At 66.2% G+C, this 16505-nt stretch carries 12 protein-coding genes and 1 tRNA gene; all 13 read right to left on the bottom strand.

Annotated features, from left to right (window positions below):
• Nucleotides 1–24: 24 nt before the first annotated feature.
• On the bottom strand, nt 25–2373 hold the full coding sequence (locus tag C811_RS14305) for a molybdopterin-dependent oxidoreductase (RefSeq protein ID WP_016310408.1): 2349 nt from the start codon (nt 2371–2373) through the stop codon (nt 25–27).
• Nucleotides 2374–2645: 272 nt separating this feature from the next.
• Nucleotides 2646–2722, bottom strand: a tRNA-Pro gene (locus C811_RS14300).
• Between the two features lie 524 nt (nt 2723–3246).
• Entirely contained in the window at nt 3247–3723 is a 477-nt protein-coding gene (locus C811_RS14295) for a PaaI family thioesterase (protein WP_016310407.1), read from the bottom strand.
• A 13-nt stretch (nt 3724–3736) separates the two neighbouring features.
• Complete coding sequence (locus tag C811_RS14290) at nt 3737–4999, bottom strand: lysylphosphatidylglycerol synthase transmembrane domain-containing protein (protein ID WP_016310406.1); 1263 nt, start codon at nt 4997–4999, stop codon at nt 3737–3739.
• A 48-nt stretch (nt 5000–5047) separates the two neighbouring features.
• Nucleotides 5048–6709 carry a lysylphosphatidylglycerol synthase transmembrane domain-containing protein gene (locus tag C811_RS14285; RefSeq protein WP_016310405.1) on the bottom strand — a complete coding sequence of 554 codons (1662 nt, stop codon included), beginning with the start codon at nt 6707–6709 and terminating at the stop codon, nt 5048–5050.
• A gap of 137 nt (nt 6710–6846) precedes the next feature.
• Nucleotides 6847–8898: a Spy0128 family protein gene (locus tag C811_RS14280; protein ID WP_016310404.1), complete on the bottom strand. Its 2052-nt coding sequence runs from the start codon at nt 8896–8898 to the stop codon at nt 6847–6849.
• A 178-nt stretch (nt 8899–9076) separates the two neighbouring features.
• A complete protein-coding gene (locus tag C811_RS14275) occupies nt 9077–10234 on the bottom strand; it encodes an ATP-grasp domain-containing protein (protein WP_016310403.1) in 1158 nt (385 codons plus the stop codon).
• Between the two features lie 145 nt (nt 10235–10379).
• A complete protein-coding gene (locus tag C811_RS14270) occupies nt 10380–11087 on the bottom strand; it encodes an ECF transporter S component (RefSeq protein WP_016310402.1) in 708 nt (235 codons plus the stop codon).
• A gap of 4 nt (nt 11088–11091) precedes the next feature.
• Nucleotides 11092–12897: an ABC transporter ATP-binding protein gene (locus C811_RS14265; RefSeq protein WP_016310401.1), complete on the bottom strand. Its 1806-nt coding sequence runs from the start codon at nt 12895–12897 to the stop codon at nt 11092–11094.
• Complete coding sequence (locus C811_RS14260; RefSeq protein ID WP_016310400.1) at nt 12870–13742, bottom strand: hypothetical protein; 873 nt, start codon at nt 13740–13742, stop codon at nt 12870–12872. The genes C811_RS14265 and C811_RS14260 overlap by 28 nt, the downstream gene beginning before the upstream one ends.
• A gap of 137 nt (nt 13743–13879) precedes the next feature.
• Nucleotides 13880–14410 carry a DUF4430 domain-containing protein gene (locus C811_RS16980; RefSeq protein WP_016310399.1) on the bottom strand — a complete coding sequence of 177 codons (531 nt, stop codon included), beginning with the start codon at nt 14408–14410 and terminating at the stop codon, nt 13880–13882.
• 394 nt (nt 14411–14804) lie between these two features.
• Entirely contained in the window at nt 14805–15797 is a 993-nt protein-coding gene (locus C811_RS14255) for an XdhC family protein (RefSeq protein ID WP_016310398.1), read from the bottom strand.
• Between the two features lie 66 nt (nt 15798–15863).
• Nucleotides 15864–16481 carry a phosphoribosylglycinamide formyltransferase gene (gene purN, locus C811_RS14250; protein ID WP_016310397.1) on the bottom strand — a complete coding sequence of 206 codons (618 nt, stop codon included), beginning with the start codon at nt 16479–16481 and terminating at the stop codon, nt 15864–15866.
• Between the last annotated feature and the right edge of the window lie 24 nt (nt 16482–16505).

Genomic DNA, 16505 nt, shown 5'->3' with positions numbered 1-16505 from the left:
GCTCCTTCTTCTTCACGAACGTCGTTAGGCCTTGCGCACATCAACCAGGTTGGCCTGGAAGGACGTGCCCATGCCGTAATCGGACGTGTAACTGGGCGTGGTCACATTCACATTGTTCTTGCCGTCCATGACCTTCGGCCATGCGCTCTTCAAGCCGGCAACGTTGCCCGCAGCAATAACGTCGTCCCCGACGACCATGGCCGTCAGCGAGTTGCACACGCCGCGATCGTTGAACACCTCGACCGCATCCCCGTCGGCGATACCGCGGGCTGCAGCATCGGCCTCGTTGATGTACAGGTAGGGGTCGCCGTGCAGCAGACGGATCTTGCCGATGTTGTGCCAGTTCGAGCCGCACAGATTCTTCGAGGTCACCGTAAGGAAGTTGAGGGGATAGACCGCCGCCAGATCGGGCGTGCCGTCTTTGCTCTCGGCCGAGGGAATGTACTCGACGACCGGGTGCAATCCCAGCTCCTTGAGGCGATCGGAGTAGAACTCGATCTTGCCCGAGGGCGTGGCGAAGCCGTTAGCGAGATCGTCCGCATAGGGAACGAAGTCGGGAAGCTTGCGCCAGTGCTCCTGCTTGAGCGTCTCGTAGCTCATATTGGGCCCGTAAATGGGGTTCGCGCCCTCGGTTCCCTCGATCAGGGCCTTGGCCAGAGCGGGAATGTCGTCGTCGAAGCACGGATCGGTGTAGCCCATGGCCTTGGCCAGGGTGTTGGCCATCTCGATGTTGGTCTTGGCCTCGCCTGCCGGCTCAACAGCCGGCGTGTTGTGGTTGATGTACCAACCATGGTAGTCCTGGTGGATGTCCTCGGTCTCCAGCAGGTCCGTGCAAGGCAGGATGATGTCGGCGTAGTCGGCCGTGTCGGTGTACCACTTGTCCGAGACCACCACGAACACCTCGTCGCGGGCCAAGCCCTCGCGCACGCGCTTGTTGTTGGGAACACTGACCAGGGGGTTGCCGTTGTAGACAAAGACCGCGCGGCAGGGCTCGCCTTCATAGCGGCCCGTCTCGTTCAGGACGTCCGCATAGTCGGTGATGTTGATGACGCGGTACTTGTAGCCGCCATCCTTAATCTGATCCCACGTGGTCACATAGCCGCCACCGGGCGTGGACGCGCCCAACAGCTCGGTGCCCATGCTCACATTGTCGAAGTTGAGCGCCCAATAGCCGCAGGTGAGCCACTGGAAGCCAGCGGCGGCATTCGTGCCGATCTGACCGGTCAGGGCGGGCAGGAAGCTGATAGCACGAATCTTCGAACCGCCGTTGGAGTCGCGGTTGACCTGCATGCCGATCTGAATGATGGACGTCTCGGCCTCCGCGTAGGTGCGAGCGAACGTCTGCAACTCCTCCACCGTGCAATCGCACGTCTTGGCCACGCGCTCGGCCGGCCACAAGTCGGCGGCGGCCTTCAGCTGGTCAAGGCCCATGCAGTACTTCTCGACGTACTCCTTGTCGTAGATGCCCTCATCGAGCAGGATCTTCACGACACCCAGAGCGAACGGCGTGTCGGTGCCGGGACGAATCTTGATCCACTGATCGGCCCACTCGCACAACGGAATGCGGAACGGGTTGACCACGACGACCTTGCCGCCGTTCTCGATGCACTGCTTGACGTACTTGACAGCATGGACCGACGTCGCCGAGAGGTTGCTGCCCCACGACACGTACAGCTTGGTATTGGCATACTGCTCGGGATCGACGTCCTTCTGGGAGCCGAACGTGTAGGGCAGTGCGGCCACGCCGGCGGCCTCGCACATATTCGGCATCAGAGCCGAGGCACCCATGCGGTACAAAAAGCGCAGAACGCCGCTGAAGAAGCAACCGTTGATCAGGCCAAACGTACCCGAGAACGTATAGGGCACAATGGCCTCGGAACCCTCGTTGGCAATGATCTCCTTGAAGCGGTCGGTCACCGTCTGCACGGCTTCTTCCCAGGAGATGCGCTCGAACTGGGCGCCGGGGCCCTTCGGTCCCACGCGCTTCATGGGATAGATGATGCGGTCTTCCGAATAGTGGTAGTCGAGGTAGGTCTGGCCCTTGACGCACGGGCTGCCCGCCGTGTAGGGGTTGTCCTTGTCACCGCGAATCTGAACGGCAACGCCATCGACGACCTTGGTGCAGATGCGGCAGGTGTCGTAGCAGTTCTTCGGGCATACGCCGTGGACGATCTCCCCCTCGGCCGTCTCCCAATCGTACTGGTAGCCCGCGCCACTCCCCTCGCCCGTCTCAGACAACGAATCGTCGCCTGAATCGGCCGCCGGCGCGCAGCTGGTCAACCCCGCAGCGGCCACGGTGCCGACCGCAAGCCCCTGGAGAAAGCGACGGCGAGAAAGCCCTCCTCCGGAATGCTTCAAATCAGTGCTAGCCATGGAATCCTCCTCTTCCGGTCTTGACCCGATCCATTGGGAACACGTGCTTCGTTACGGGTCGCGGTCATCTTATAGACAGACCTCGCCGTACCGCATCCTGCATAACAAAGGATTTAGGACGCAGCCGGCGGCCCAAGGCGAAAACGCCCTACCGTAAAACACACTATGCTTGTATGAATATAAATTCCATCTGGGATAATGCCCATATATTGACACTCTGGTAGAAAACAACGAACCCCGGCATCGTAAGATGCCGGGGTTCGAACGTTTCATGGTCGGGTTGACAGGATTTGAACCTGCGGCCTCTGCGTCCCGAACGCAGCGCTCTACCAAACTGAGCCACAACCCGAAAGTGCTCTTCTCGCGAACAGCGAACGATATGATACCACAGAAGCTGCACCGCGCAAGGAAAAAGTTCGGAGATACGCACTCTTCACGCGAATCGAGGATGCACACGCACGACACCGGGGCCGCGGCGGCAAGCGAGAGTGCAACCCATCACTGCCGGCATCGATGCGGGTGGCTTACGCGAGAACGCAGCCCGTCGTCTTTCTAGTATCGGCACAGGCGGCTTGCGTTCGTCCGCATCCGGAGCGGCCCATGCATATCTCGCCAGATTCTCGCTTCTGCATCTTTTGGTTCGATATGCATAGTTTTGAGAGCCTCAGCAAGCTGGAATCTATGCATATCGAGGGAAAACTCGCAGCAAACCTATACAAATCGCCGCAAAATGCGCACCGCTGCGAATTCTAGCCCGATATGCATAAGGTGACCAGGGCGCGCTCCTGCCGCCCCCCCTCAAGCCCAGCCGCCTCGACACCCCTCCAGGCCCAGCCGCCTCGAAGCGCTTAGCTCCCCTAGCATGCCGAAACCCTACCGGCCGCGCTCGGCTTCCTTTTGTGCGAGGTAGTCCTTCGGCACCACCTTCACCACGATAACGCCATCGCTCATAATGTCGCCATCGTCATCGTAGGCCGCCACGTCCCACATCAGCTTGTAGCCAGCCTTTGTGGAGGGAACACGTTCAGTCAGCCTGGCCACCCCGCGCACGCTACCGACCTTGCCGCTCTTCTTGTGGCGAATATCCACATGCACGCCGAAGGGCTGCTCGGTTTCCAGATCGCAGGCGAACTCGCCGCCGGCCGAGGCCACCGATTCCAAAAGCGCGATGGTGGCGCCTCCGTGCACAAAACCAAAGGGCTGCAGGATGGCCGGAGTGATGGGCATCACGGCCTCCACAAGCCCCGGCTCTATTTTGGTGAACTTCACGCCGAGGGTGTGGTTTAGCCCCTGGGCCTCGCGCTTGCGGGCCACATCCTCGGCCGCTCCGGTCAGCTTCGTCTCTTCCATCTGCGATATCCTCTCACTTCGCCAGCTCAGGCGCCTTCGCCGAGCGCGTTCCTTCCTTCGGCGCGTCGGCCGCAACCGACGACTCCGCCTCCTGTGAGGCGGTCGCGACAGCCGCGGGCTCGCCGGCCGCAGCCGCGGGCTCGACCTCCATCGACGTGGTCGAGATGCCTGCGGGCTCCGCTGCGAAAGCTTCCGAAGCCTCTTCCAAAGCCGCCGCCTGGCCGGAGACCGCCGAGTTCAGATCCTGGGCCATGGCGCCTTCGATCTTTTTCTTGCTGGGCACGAAGGCCCTCATACGCTGGATGACGAAGGCGCCCACCAAGAACGGCAGCCAGAACACGATGCCGCGGTACACCATGACCACAGCCAGACCCGTGGCCGAGTCGACGCCGAACAGCGCGAAGGCCACGGTCACCGCCGCCTCCACCACGCCCACGCCCTGGGGTACGAAAGAAATCATAGCAAACAGCGTGGCCACCACATACCCGCAGATCAGCGCTTCTGGGTGGTGCACGCCGAAGGCGAAGCCCACGAGCACGAAGCAGCCCATCTCGCAGACGCTCGACAACGTGGTCCACAGAAACGACTGCACGGTCTTTCGCGGGTTCTTAGTGATGAGGTGGGCCGCATCGGAGAAGTTGTGGATGGTGCGCGTGACGGCATCGTCCACCGGCGGCTTCTTGAAATGGGCAAGCACCTTGTCGGCCAGCTTCACGAAGGGGTGCAGCACCTTCAGCACCAAATTGGGCTTGAGGCCGCCCACGGTGATCATGAACACGAGGCCACCCACGAGCGCGATGGCCACTGCGCCGACGGCGAGCCACCCCGGCTGCAGCCCCACGGTAAACGACAGCGCCCCGAAGGTGACAAGCATGATGATGACGAACCCGGTGTCGATGGACAGCTGCATGAGCAGCGCTGCCGTAGTGCCCTTGCCCGCCTGCATGCCGTTCTTCGTGGCCGTGGCCATAACGAGCGAGGTGCCCGCCAGGTTCATAGAGGGTGCCACCGTGTTCATGAAGAAGGTGCCGAACACGAGCGAAAGCCCCGTACCATAGCTGACATGTCCGTTCACCGTGTTGAAGCAGGCCTGGAAGCCCCGGCCTTGGGCCAGGTACTTGCCCACTTGGGCCGCCACCGCCGCGATAATGAAAGCAGGCGTGCCCTGCTTGATGGTGTCCACCAGCTTCACGAGCGAGTCGCCCGAAAACAATATGAACGCGAGCACGATCACAACCACAATGCCGATCATGATCTTCTGCAAATTCCCGCGCATAGCGTACCTCCGCTTTTCCGTTTTTGGCGGCGCGGGACGGCTGCGCGCCTAGCCCTCGCGTCCCTCGGCACGTCCCGGGCAGAGCACGGGACCCTCGGAAGCTGCCGGGCAGGGCGAGCCGGACGCACCGTCGTCCTCGGCTACCAGCATAGCGCCATCGGGGGTGGTTTTACTCAGCGTTAGCCCCTCCTGGGCCTGCTGTTCCCAACCTGTTTTCCTTCGTAAATCTTCGGAAGCCGCCTCCGTGGCCGCACGCCGGGCCTGGCTCCGCTCGCGCGCACCGTCGATGCGCTTGCGCGCGTGGGCGAGGGCGTCGTCCACGTAGTGCTGGAGCGATCCGAGCGAGAAGGGGCGGTCGAAGGCGGGGCGCTTCAGGAACAGCCACACCGCCAGCAGAACGCCCGCGACGCCCACATGGATCGTGCCCTGGAACAGAAACTCGGCCCCGGCGATGAGCACGAGCAGACACACCGTGAAGGCCCACGCCGTACGGAAGCGCAGCACAAGCCCCACCGCCAGCACGAGCAGCAGCATGGAGCCGATGATGAGCGGGCCGCCCACGAACACCGTGGACATGTCGATCCAGGACGTGAGCATGGTGTAGGGCGCAAACGACGAGGGGATGAACGCGAGGCCAATGTTCACGAGCCCGATAATGGCCACGAGCGTGCCGGCGATCCAGCCGATGTCCTTGTGTTTCTGCTCCTCGGTGGCCGTCTTCTTGCTGGCGAAGAAGCCCGATTGGGAGAGCAGCACCGCGCCGATGCAGAAGGGAATCCAGAACATGATGCCGCGGTACACGAGCGCGATGGCCGTGGCCGTGGCCAGCGAGCAGCCCGATGCCGTGAGGATGGCCGCAATGGCCGCCTCCACCACGCCGATGCCCTGGGGCGTGGGGCTCAAGATGACCGAGATGGCCGCCACGGCGAAGGCCGCCACCAAAGGCGCCGCCTGCTCGAAGCCGAAGGCGAAGCCGATGGCCACGAGTGTGGCCATGTTCAGAATGGCCGACAGCGACGCATAGGCCACGGTGATGAGCGTGCCCTTGGGGTTGCGGGCCAAAATGTTCGCCGTGTTCTCGAAGGAATGGGCCGTCTTGCGCCCCCACCCGGCGGGCAGGGCCTTCTTGAACAGGCCGATCACGCGGTTGAGCGCACGCTCGAGCCCCAAAAAGAACCGGTAGAGCACCCGCGGCTTGCGGTAGCCGATGAAAAACAGGCTCGACAGGGCCACAAGCGTGCCCGCCAGCACCACCGCGCCGGTCACGAAGAGGAAGTTCACCTGACCGGCCACGAGCATCGTGAAAAACCCGATGGCGGAAATGACGAAGATGGCGGCGAAGTATCCGATCTGGGAGAGAATGGCACCTCCCGTGGACTGCCCCGCATCGCACCCCTCGCGATGGGCGTCGTCGATGATGAAGGCCACCCCGGTAGCTCCCGAGAACAGGCAGAACGTGTTGATGAACACGAGCGAGAAGATAAGGATGACGTTGTGCCAGAAGCCCGTGGCGTGGCCCACGGCGTCGAAGGCGGCGTCGTAGGAGGCGGCCTGCACGAAATGGCGTCCCAGCATGAGAATAATGGAGAGTACAAGGGGCACAAGCGCCCCCGTCTTCAGTGTATCGATGAAGTTGGCCAGGTAATCGGCATTGCCGATGAGGAAGCAGACGGCCACGATGCCCAATATGAGCAGCAGGGCTTTCTTCAAGGACGGACCTCCTCGGGTGGTGCGGTTGCAGTGCGTTTCAGGGCATCTAAGCCGCCGAGGCGGCAGACTTGCTCATTATACAATGGGGCGCCTTAGCTCAAAGCCGAGGCGCCCTGTCATCATTGGTTGTTCACGGCCTAGCCTCGCGGGTTGCGACGACGGCTCACCACAGCCAAGACCACGCCGCTTGCAATGACCACGAGAAATGCGATGAGCATCGGCAAACCGAGGTCGTCGCCGGTCTGGGCGAAGGCGCCGGGGGCCTTGGACGCATCGGCGCCCTCTGCGCCCGCGGCAACGTCCGTTTTCGCCGCACCACCATCCGCGGAGGACTCATCGTCCTTGGCGGTCGGCTTGGAAGACGCAGAAGCGTTGCCCTGGTGGTCGCCCGGCTTGACGGCCTCATCGACCCCAGCGGCATCGTCGGCATCGCCGGTCCCATCGGGCCCATCGGCCTCGGAGGCCGCGTCGGTCGCGACGTCGCCGGAGCCGGCGGCATCGGGGCGCCCGACGCCCTCAGCGGGAACGGTGGTCGTCGCATCCCCCGGGCCGCCATCGGCCCCGCTGCCGCTGGTGCCCGCATCCGCACCGGCATCTGCTCCACCGCCAGCGTCTGCATCTGCTCCGGCGCCGACGCCGCTGCCGCTGGTGCCTGCATCCGCACCGGCGTTCTGGGAATCGTCCGGCTTCGTCGCCGATCCCGCACCGCTTCCGCCCTCGCTCCCGTCGTCAGCCGGATTGTCGGCCGCCTTCTGCGTGTTCTCCCAGACAACGGGGCTCGGCTTGGCATCGAGGTCCACATCGACCCATTGGTCGCTGTCCGCCGGTTTCTTGCGCACATAGGTCACCGCGGCATCGAGGCGCTCGTCGTCGCCCTTTCGCACCTCCACGGTGATGACATAGGACGCCTCGTCCAGCTTCACCTTCGAGGCAACCGACCGCGCCGACTCGATCTGGCTCACCGCATAGAAGAAACGCCCTGGCTCATCGTACGTCGCATCGGCAATAAGTTGGATCGGTGCCGCATGGCCGCCCTTCGACGCCTCGCACGACACCTCGTGCTCGTCGATCAGCTTGCCGTCTTCGCCCACCTCGCGCACGGCGAAGTTGAACTCGCCGGATGCGATGGCGTCGCCATCAAGGGAAACGGCGCCCCGATACGAATCGAGCACAGCGCCGTTGAATATGTTCACGAAGCCCATGCCGGAGCCGACGGCGCTCTTCAGCGGAGCACCCGCGAAGGCGGCATCGCCCAGCGGCACGACGGCAATCTCGGGATTGTTGGAATCGTCGCCGGTCTCGTATGCGTAGAGGTACACGCGCTTCACGGAGTTGTCGTAGGTGACGCCCCGATAGACGTACCGCCCGAGGGCGTCGCGCGTCACGCCGTCCTTCAACGTGCCATCGGCGTTGCGCGGGGGCAGCTCGGCAATGGTGTAGCAGAAGATCGCTCCCTGGTGGCGCTGGGTGGCCGTCTCCCCAACCGACGTCGCGTCGAAGACGAGGGGCTCGAAAGCCACCGTGCCGTCGGCGGCGTTTTCCACCGTGATATCGGAAGGCGCAGGCTGAGTGGCCGAGGGATAGTAGGTCAGGTCGGCCTCAGTTACCAGCTCGTACTTCTCGGCTGCGCTCAGCGAGCTGCCCTGGCGCAGCTTCTTCGGCAAATCGGACTGAGGCGGAATCGATGCAACGCCAGCCACGCCCAAGCGGAAGGTGAACTCGCCAGCCGCAAGAGAGCGCCCTTGCAGATACTTCATGCCGGTAATGGCAAACGATGCGGGCTGGGCAGGCTTGATGGCTCGCGGCTCCTTCCCCGCCGCCGATGCGGAGCCGTCCTTCGTCGCAGCCGGGGCACCGTCCCCCTTCGCAGCCGGGGAGCTGCTCTTCGCCGTGGCCGATGCGGAGCCGTCCTTCGTCGCAGCCGGGGCACCGTCCCCCTTCGCAGCCGGGGAGCTGCTCTTCGTCGCAGCCGGGGCGCCGTCCCCCGTTGCGACCGGCGTGCCGCCCTTCGCAGAGGCGGCCGCGGCGTGCAGCGGCAACTGATAGGAACCCGGTAGGGCGTCGGCTTCCGCCGCGGCGGCAGACGGAGCCCCCACGAGCCCGAAGCCCACTGCCAAGAGAGCCGCCAACGCCAAAGCCGCCGGCAGACCCCCTCGACGGCCGCTCTTCCACTCGCTCATTCGCGTCATCGCGATCACCCACCTTGCACTCGGAGAAGGCACGGCAAGCGTCGTTACCGTGCCAGCTTCAGCATAGAGGGGCAAAAGCTGAGCGGTTCGATTCGCGATAGGTTTGTTCGCGGGCCGTCATCCCGCCGTTGGAAGCAGGTTGCCGCCGCTTGGAAACAACCCGCCGGGCGCGCGAGGACTAGCCGACGAACTCCAAAAGATCGCTGCGCAGGAGCCAGTCGCGCTCGGCGGCCCCGGCCTCATCGGCCCCTGTTTCCAGGAAGAGGAAGCCGTAGAAGCCCACGGTCTCGGGATCGAAGTCGTGATAGGACAGCACGTGCGAGCAGCGGGCCAGCAGCGCCTCGCTGTTAAAGGGGGCGGCCAGATCGGCCTCGGGCGCGGGGTTCAGCAGCGACATGGAATACACCGAGTCGGGACGGGCCGCGTAGAGCGCCGCGAGATCGACCTTCTCGTTTTCCAGGAAGGCCTCGTAGGTGCGCAGGCCCACGCCGAAATAGGCCACGTCGGTGCCGCCGAGGCCGGCGAAACGCAGGGGGTTGAACTCGATGGGGGCGATGGCGTCGCCGTCCACCCGCACCTCCACGTGAACGGGGATGCTGCGGGCGCCCACCACCTCGTTCACCTGGGCGAGCCACGCGGCAAAGCGCGGCTCCATGGCGCTCACGATGGCCGCATCGGTAAGGTACATGCGGTCGGAGGTGTCCTCCGCGTCGGCGAAGTCGTGGCGCAGGATGTTCAGGATGTGCGGCGCGCCCTCTTCGTCGAAGTAGCAATCGAGCGCGTACTCGGTGCCGGCGATGAAGCCCTCGATGATGTAGGTCTCGCCGCCCACGACGCTGTCGGGATAGCGCGCATGCCAGCCCTCCTCGCGCCGGGCAATGTCGGAGGTGGCCTCGGCCCAGTCGTCGGGCTCCCCGATGACGTAGACGCCCATGGAGCAGAAGCCCACCGACGGCTTCAGCACCACAGGCAGGGGCAGATCGGCCACGTTCACGGCATCCAGCTCCTCACGGGAAACCGTGGCGTAGAACAGCCCCGGGTTCAGAGCGGCGAGTTTCTCGCGCATGGCCGCCTTGTCCTTGAACAGACGGATGGCATCAGTGAGCACGGGGTTGTCAACGCGCTCGAGAATCCACGCGAGAGCGTTCTCGGAATTGGTGTACACGCGCTCGCCCGCCTCCAGGCGCCGGGCCGCCTCGGCATCGTCGGCCAGGTGCAAGGTGCGGCCTTCCGCCACGAGCTGGCGAGAGAAATCGTTGGCGAGCACCGGCTGCGCCGACGTCTCTAAATAGTCGAGCAGGGGCGCAGACGCGTAGGGGGCGTCGAGGATGACCATGGGGATACTCCTTCGTCTCGGGCATGACAGGTTCATTATAGGCTTTGCGGGCATCGGATGGGCGCAAAGGCACCCCGCGTTGCCGGCGCGTTGGGCGCATCGCCGCTGCCCACGCGAGCAGGGCCCCGGCGGACGCTGCGACGGGCTACTCCAGACCGTACTTGCGTCGCACCCGGGCGATCTGGCCGAGCAGCGGGTTGGCGGCCAAAAGCAGCGTGAGGGCCGTGGCCGCACCGTGGACGGTGTTTACGGGAAGTCCCGCCAGGTACACCGCGGCAGCGCTGGCCGGCGTGAGGGACGAGGCCATGAGGAAGAGCGTGCTCGTGTCGAGGATCGGTCCGAGCACGAGCACGACGAAGACAAAGCCGCCCGCAGCGAGACCGACGCGCTGGCCCAAGCTCAAGCCCGCGCGGGGGAAGGCGCCGCATGCGCCCAGCAGGCCCGCCGCGGCGCCCGCCGCCCCGAAGGCGAGCATCTGAAACGGCGTCCAAGGCCCTTGGCCGAACAAAAAGCCCGAGGCGAGAGCCGCGAGCACGCCCACGAGAAACCCGGCCCGGGGGCCGAGGGCGATGCCGGCGATCATGACCACGCCCGCCATGGGCTTGAAGTGCGGCACGAAGGCGAAGGCGGCCCGGGAGGCCACGGCCAGGGCCGTGAGCACCGCCATGAGCACCACCTCGCGAGCATCGGGCCGGCTTCGCTCGAAGGAGATGAGGAAGGGTGCCGTGGCCAAAGCGATGATGAGGACGGCGGCCACGTAGGGGCTGACGCGCTGCACCGTGATGACAGCCGTGGCCGCAAGCACGAGGACGGCCAGCCCGGCGAGCACGAGGCGGTATGCGCTTTTGGACATGGGATCACTCCCCTTCTCGGCGGCAGGCTTCCACGATGTCTTCCACCGTCACCGCATCTGGGATGATGCCCCGGGCCATGCGGCTCGCAGCGGTGGTGTAGAAGTCGGCGCGGGCGAACAGGGCGCGCGGCGGGGCTGCGGCGGCCACGGCCCCGTCGAAGACGAGCGCCGTCTCGTCGGCCCATCGGGCGCAGAAGTCAAGGTCGTGGGAGGCGATGAGCACCGCGGCTCCCTGAGCGGCCACCTGGCGCAGCAGCGCGCCGAGCTCGGCCTTGAAGGCCGCATCGACCCCCTTGCCCGGCTCATCGAGCAGCAACAAGCGCGGACGTGCGAGCAGCACCTTCGCCAGGGCCACGCGCTGGCGCTCGCCGCCCGACAGATCGAGGGGATGGACGTCCATGAGCGGCTCGATGGCGCAGAGCGCCGCGATCTCGGCCACAGCCGAAGCGCTGGCCGAGGCGGCCTCGACGCTACGGGTGCGGAGGGACAGGGCCTCGGCATCGCGGGCATCGGGGCCCCCGTCCGCCAGCTCCTCGCGCACGGTCTCGCGGGAAAAGAGCAGCGTGGGATCCTGAGGAAGGAGTGCCACCGGGCCGGCAGCGGGCGCTGCACCGCGGCGGCGCAGCCTCTGCCCGAGCACTTCCACCGAGCCACGGTAGGGCCGTGCCAAGCCGCAGGCCGCCCTGAGCACAGTGGACTTCCCGGCCCCGTTGGCACCGATGAGCGCTGTCACGCTGCCCGCCCGCACGTCGAGGGAAAAGCCCCGCAGCACGTCGGGCGCCTCGCGCTCGTAGCGGAACCACACGTCGCGCAGGCGCAGGGCCGCAGGGCCGCTCGCCCCCGAACCGCTTCCGCCGCACGGGGCAGGGGCGTATGCTGCGTCAGAGGCGCCCATCGAACCTGACCCTGCCGCCGGGGACGAGAGGATGCCTTCGGGAGCGCCGCCCGCAGCGTGACCGCGCTCTCGCGCCCCCAGCCACGCGCGGCCCTCGCGCACCGTCAGGGGCGGCAGGGAGCCGGCCTCGGGTGCACAGTTACCGGTGCCCTCCACCGCGGCCCACACCCGCAGGGCCGCCGGGAGGGCGGCTGCCATCGGCGAATCCGCCGCGCATAGCTGAGCCGCCACCGCACGGGGCTCCCCCGCCGCGGCCACACGTCCGTCTTCGAGCACTGCGAGCTGGTCGGCGTCAGCGAGGGTTCCTTCCAACCGATGCTCGGCCATGACCACCGTCACACCCAGCTCGCGGTTCACGCGGCGCACCGCGGCGAGGAACTCGTCGGCTGCCAAGGGGTCGAGCTGACTCGTGGGCTCGTCCAGCACGAGCACCTCCGGCCCGAGCGCCAGAACGGCCGCCAAGTTCAACAGCTGCTTCTGACCGCCCGATAAGCACGCCGTTCGGCAGCACAGCCATGGCTGGATGCCGAAGAAGCTCGCCATCTCCGCCACCTTCAACCCGATAACCTCGCGCGGGGCGCCCACGTTCTCCAATCCGAAGGCCAGCTCGGCCTCCACTGAGTCGCAGACGATCTGGGCATCGGGCTCCTGCATGACAAAGCCGATGCGCCGAGCCTGATCGCGCAGGGGAATTTCCGCCAGGGGCACGCCATCGCAGCGCACCGCGCCCTCCCACCGGCCTGCAGGCGCGAGCGGGGTCTTGAGCGCGCGCAAAAGCGTCGTCTTCCCGCAGCCCGAAAGCCCCGCGATAAGCGTATAGCTGCCCGGCGGGAACGCGAGGGTCACCCCGTCGATCGCCGGGGCCTCCGCGCCGGAGTAGGTGAAGGTCACCTGGTCGAGAGCGAGCAGCGCCACAGCGCCTCCTCTCCCGCGCCGACGAGCGTCGGCGCGATGACGAGCGCGGCCCAAGCCGCCCATGCGGCCGCCACGAGGGGGCTTGCGGCCGGCAACGCGAACTGCGGCAGGAACTGCGCCCCGCCCGCACCGGCCGCGAGCCCTACGCCCACGAGGGCCAGAAGGGCGACAAGCGCGGCCATGGCGAGCCCCGCACGTACCGTGAGGCGATAGCGCCCCCACACCGTGCGCCGCCCCGTGCCGAAGCCGCGCGCCGCCAGGGAATCGGCCGTAGTCACCCCCTGTTCCAACGACCATGCCGTCAGCGCGGCGAGCACCGTCGCCCCGGCCCGGGCCTTTCCCACCATGCCGTGCGCCGACGCAGGGCCGCAGCCCATCGCGTCCCGCGCCTCGGCCGCGGCGCGCGCCCGGCGCCCGTAAGCGGGCACGAGCCGCACGACCAGGGTGAGCACGGCAGACAGCGCCGGTGCCGCCCCACCGAAGAGGTAGGTCGCCTTCTCGGGGGTCAGTGCCCGGCCCGCCGCCGAAAACCACAGGAGGGACGCCGCCAGCTGAGCGGCGAGCACCGCCCCGAACAGAAGGGCCTCGGCCGTGTAAGGGCGGCCGAACACCTGCAGCAACACGGTGCTGCCCGCGGTGTTGAACAGGGGGTTCACCGCCGTCACGAAGACCACGAGCACCACGGAGGCGCCCAGCCCGGGCAGCGCCGCCCGACCGCGGGCCGCCAGCGCCGCCAAAGCAGCTCCGGCCAGGGAGATGCCGGCGAACACCGGGCTTGCGACCACCATGGTGATGCCGATGACGCACGCGAAGTAGGCCAGGGCAAGCCCCGGGTGGCTCCGCATGAGTATGTCGTCTCCAAACAGGCCCATAGAAGAAAGCGGCCCGAGAAAGCGCCAAGGCAGCTGACGCTACCCTCCTGCACGGATGGCCGCCTCGGGCAGCGGCCCCTGCCGGCGCTTCGCCCGGGCCAAAGGGAATCCTAGACGAAGAACGTCCACTCGACAGTGTCGCCGTCGGCCAGCTTGCAGGCGTCGCAGCCTTCCGTGACCTGCTCGCTGTTCACCGTGAACACCCAACCGCTCATCTCACCCTCCGAGCCGTTGGCAATGCCGTTGATGGAGGTGACGTACTTCCCGTAATCGCCGTCCTCGGCCTGCACGTCCCAGCCCGTGGCCACAAGCGCGTCGTAGACGGTGCCCTCGGCGGGGATGGACACCTCGGCGCTCTCGGAGGAAGCCGCCGCGCCCTCGGGCATGGCCACCGACACAGTCACCTTCGCCTCGGCAGCATCGGAGGCGCCAGCTGCGTCTCCGGCCTTCGCGTCCGCGCCCGCAGCCGCGCCGTCGCCGGTTGCCGGCTGCTCGGCTGCGGCATTGTCCGCATCGGCGGCAGTATCGGCCGGAGCGGTCTCGCCGGCGCATCCGGCGAGAGCCAGCATTGCCGCGAGGGCGAGGGCGAGGACGCTCGCGAAAAACTTCTTGCGCAGGGATTTCTCGACATTCTGGTACATGAGGCAAACCTTTCTCTTCCAGGGCTCGTGCCTCTCGGCTTGGTGTTCCGACTTCGCCCCGGCGCGGAGGGGGCGCGACAGCCGAAGCCTCGCTTCGCCGTCCGTCCTTCCGCCCGAGAACCTTACGGTTACTGGCATAGCGCGGGATTCGCACCCGCATTCCCCAAGGCAAAGATACCCGCGCGCGACTCGTGCCGCCCGCGCGCATCCGCACCGCATACCGCGGCCCGATGAGCCATTGACGGCGGTATTATGACATAAAAGAGCCGTCCCCGAAGGAACGGCTCCAGATCTATCCACCAGAGGCGATGCGGCTCGCTGGCGAAGGGGCGTACCGCCCCCCACCAGCGCATCCCGCAAACCGCCTGGCGAGCCCGTAGGGAAAGCTGTGCGGCTACTCCCGCCCCAGGCTCTTCTCATGGCGCGCGCGGGCCTCGTCGCTGTAGCGCTCGCGATAGCGCACGTCCACGAGCTCGGCCACGATGGCGATAGCCAGCTCCGCCGGGGTCTTCGCCCCGAACTTGAGCCCGATGGGCCGCTTCACGCGATCCCAGTCGGCCTCGGAGATGCCGGCGCCCACCACAAGGTCGTGCACCGTGGAGTTCTTCCCCGCGCAGCCCATCATGCCCACGTAGTGCACGCCGTTCTGGAGCGCCCAAACGCAGCTCTCGGGATCGAACATGTGCCCGCGGGTGAGCACGCACACATAGTCCTCAGGTGCCGCCGGCATGTTCGCCAGCTCGTCGAAGTTGCCGCCGTGCAGCATGATGCGCTCGGCGCCTGGGAAACGCTCGGCGTTGAGGAAGGCCGGATCGTAGTCGACGGCGATCACATGGAAGCCCACGTGCTCGGCGAGCACCGCCACTTCCACCGCCGCATCCGACGCGCCGAGCAGCCACACGCGCACCTTGCCGAAGAGCGGCTCGCTCGCCCAGGTGAGACCGTCGAACTGGTCGTTGTGCATCGAAGGGCCGCGCGTGACGTCTTTGGCCTGGAAGATGTCGCGGGGCGACAGCTCGCGGGAGGCGACGATCTCCTTAGCGTCGTTGCAGAAGAACACAAGCGGCTCGCCATCGGCCGAGCCCACCTCGCCGTACTTCTTGGTGACCTCGTTGTCCACATTGGCCTGGGCTGCCGCGGCGTCGTAGACCACCTTGAAGCCGAGCCAGGCCAAATCGCCCTCGTCCATGGCGGCGAGCGCCCGCTCGAAGGTGGGAATGTCGGCCTCGCTCAGCGCGGCGCCGATAGCGGCCAGCGTCTCAGGGCCGATATGCGGATCGCCCGCCGTGGCCTCCTCGGAGAACGCCGGGAAATCCGCCACGGACAACTCCGGCACGCGCCCCGCGCGCACATCGGCGATGATCGCCTCTATGGTCTCACGTTTCATGGTATTCCTCGATTCTCGTAGCAGATCGCATAAAGAAAGGGCGGCCCCGGGCCGCCCTTAAGCTGCCTACTCGGCAATATGGATGATGCGGCGCTCGTCCATGGTCATGCGCCCCTCGGCGATGGCGCGCAGCACCTCGGGGTAGATGACGTGCTCGGTCTCGTGGATGCGCGCCTCAAGCGCGTCGATGTCGTCGCCCTCAAGCACGGGCACGGCGCGCTGGGCCACAATGGGGCCCTTGTCGTAGTCCTCGTTGGCCAGATGCACGGTGACGCCGGTCACCTTCACGCCAGCATCCCACGCGTCCTGGATGGCGTGCGCACCCTTGAAGGAGGGCAGCAGGGCCGGATGCAGGTTCAGCACATGGTCGGGGAAAGCATCGAGCACCACCGGCGTGAGCTTGCGCATGTAGCCGGCCATGACCAGGTACTCGGCTCCGGCCTCGGCCATGATGGCGGCAATGCGCCCATCGGCGGCCTCGCGGTCCTCGTACACGGTGCGGTCGAACACCGTCACGGGAATGCCCGCGGTTCGGGCGCGTTCGATGCCGTAGGCATCGGGGCGCGAGGAAAGCACGTGCACGATCTCCACGGGCAGCCCGTCGTTCGCGATGGCATCGATAATGGCCTGCAAGTTGGTACCGCTGCCAGAAAGCAGCACGCCGATCTTCAGCTTGTCGGTCATCCCATTCCCCTCTCTTGACTGGAA

The sequence above is a fragment of the Adlercreutzia caecimuris B7 genome, assembly GCF_000403355.2.
Classification (GTDB): domain Bacteria; phylum Actinomycetota; class Coriobacteriia; order Coriobacteriales; family Eggerthellaceae; genus Adlercreutzia; species Adlercreutzia caecimuris.
Note: the sequence above shows the minus strand (reverse complement) of the source record. Positions and strands in the feature narration are given on the sequence as shown.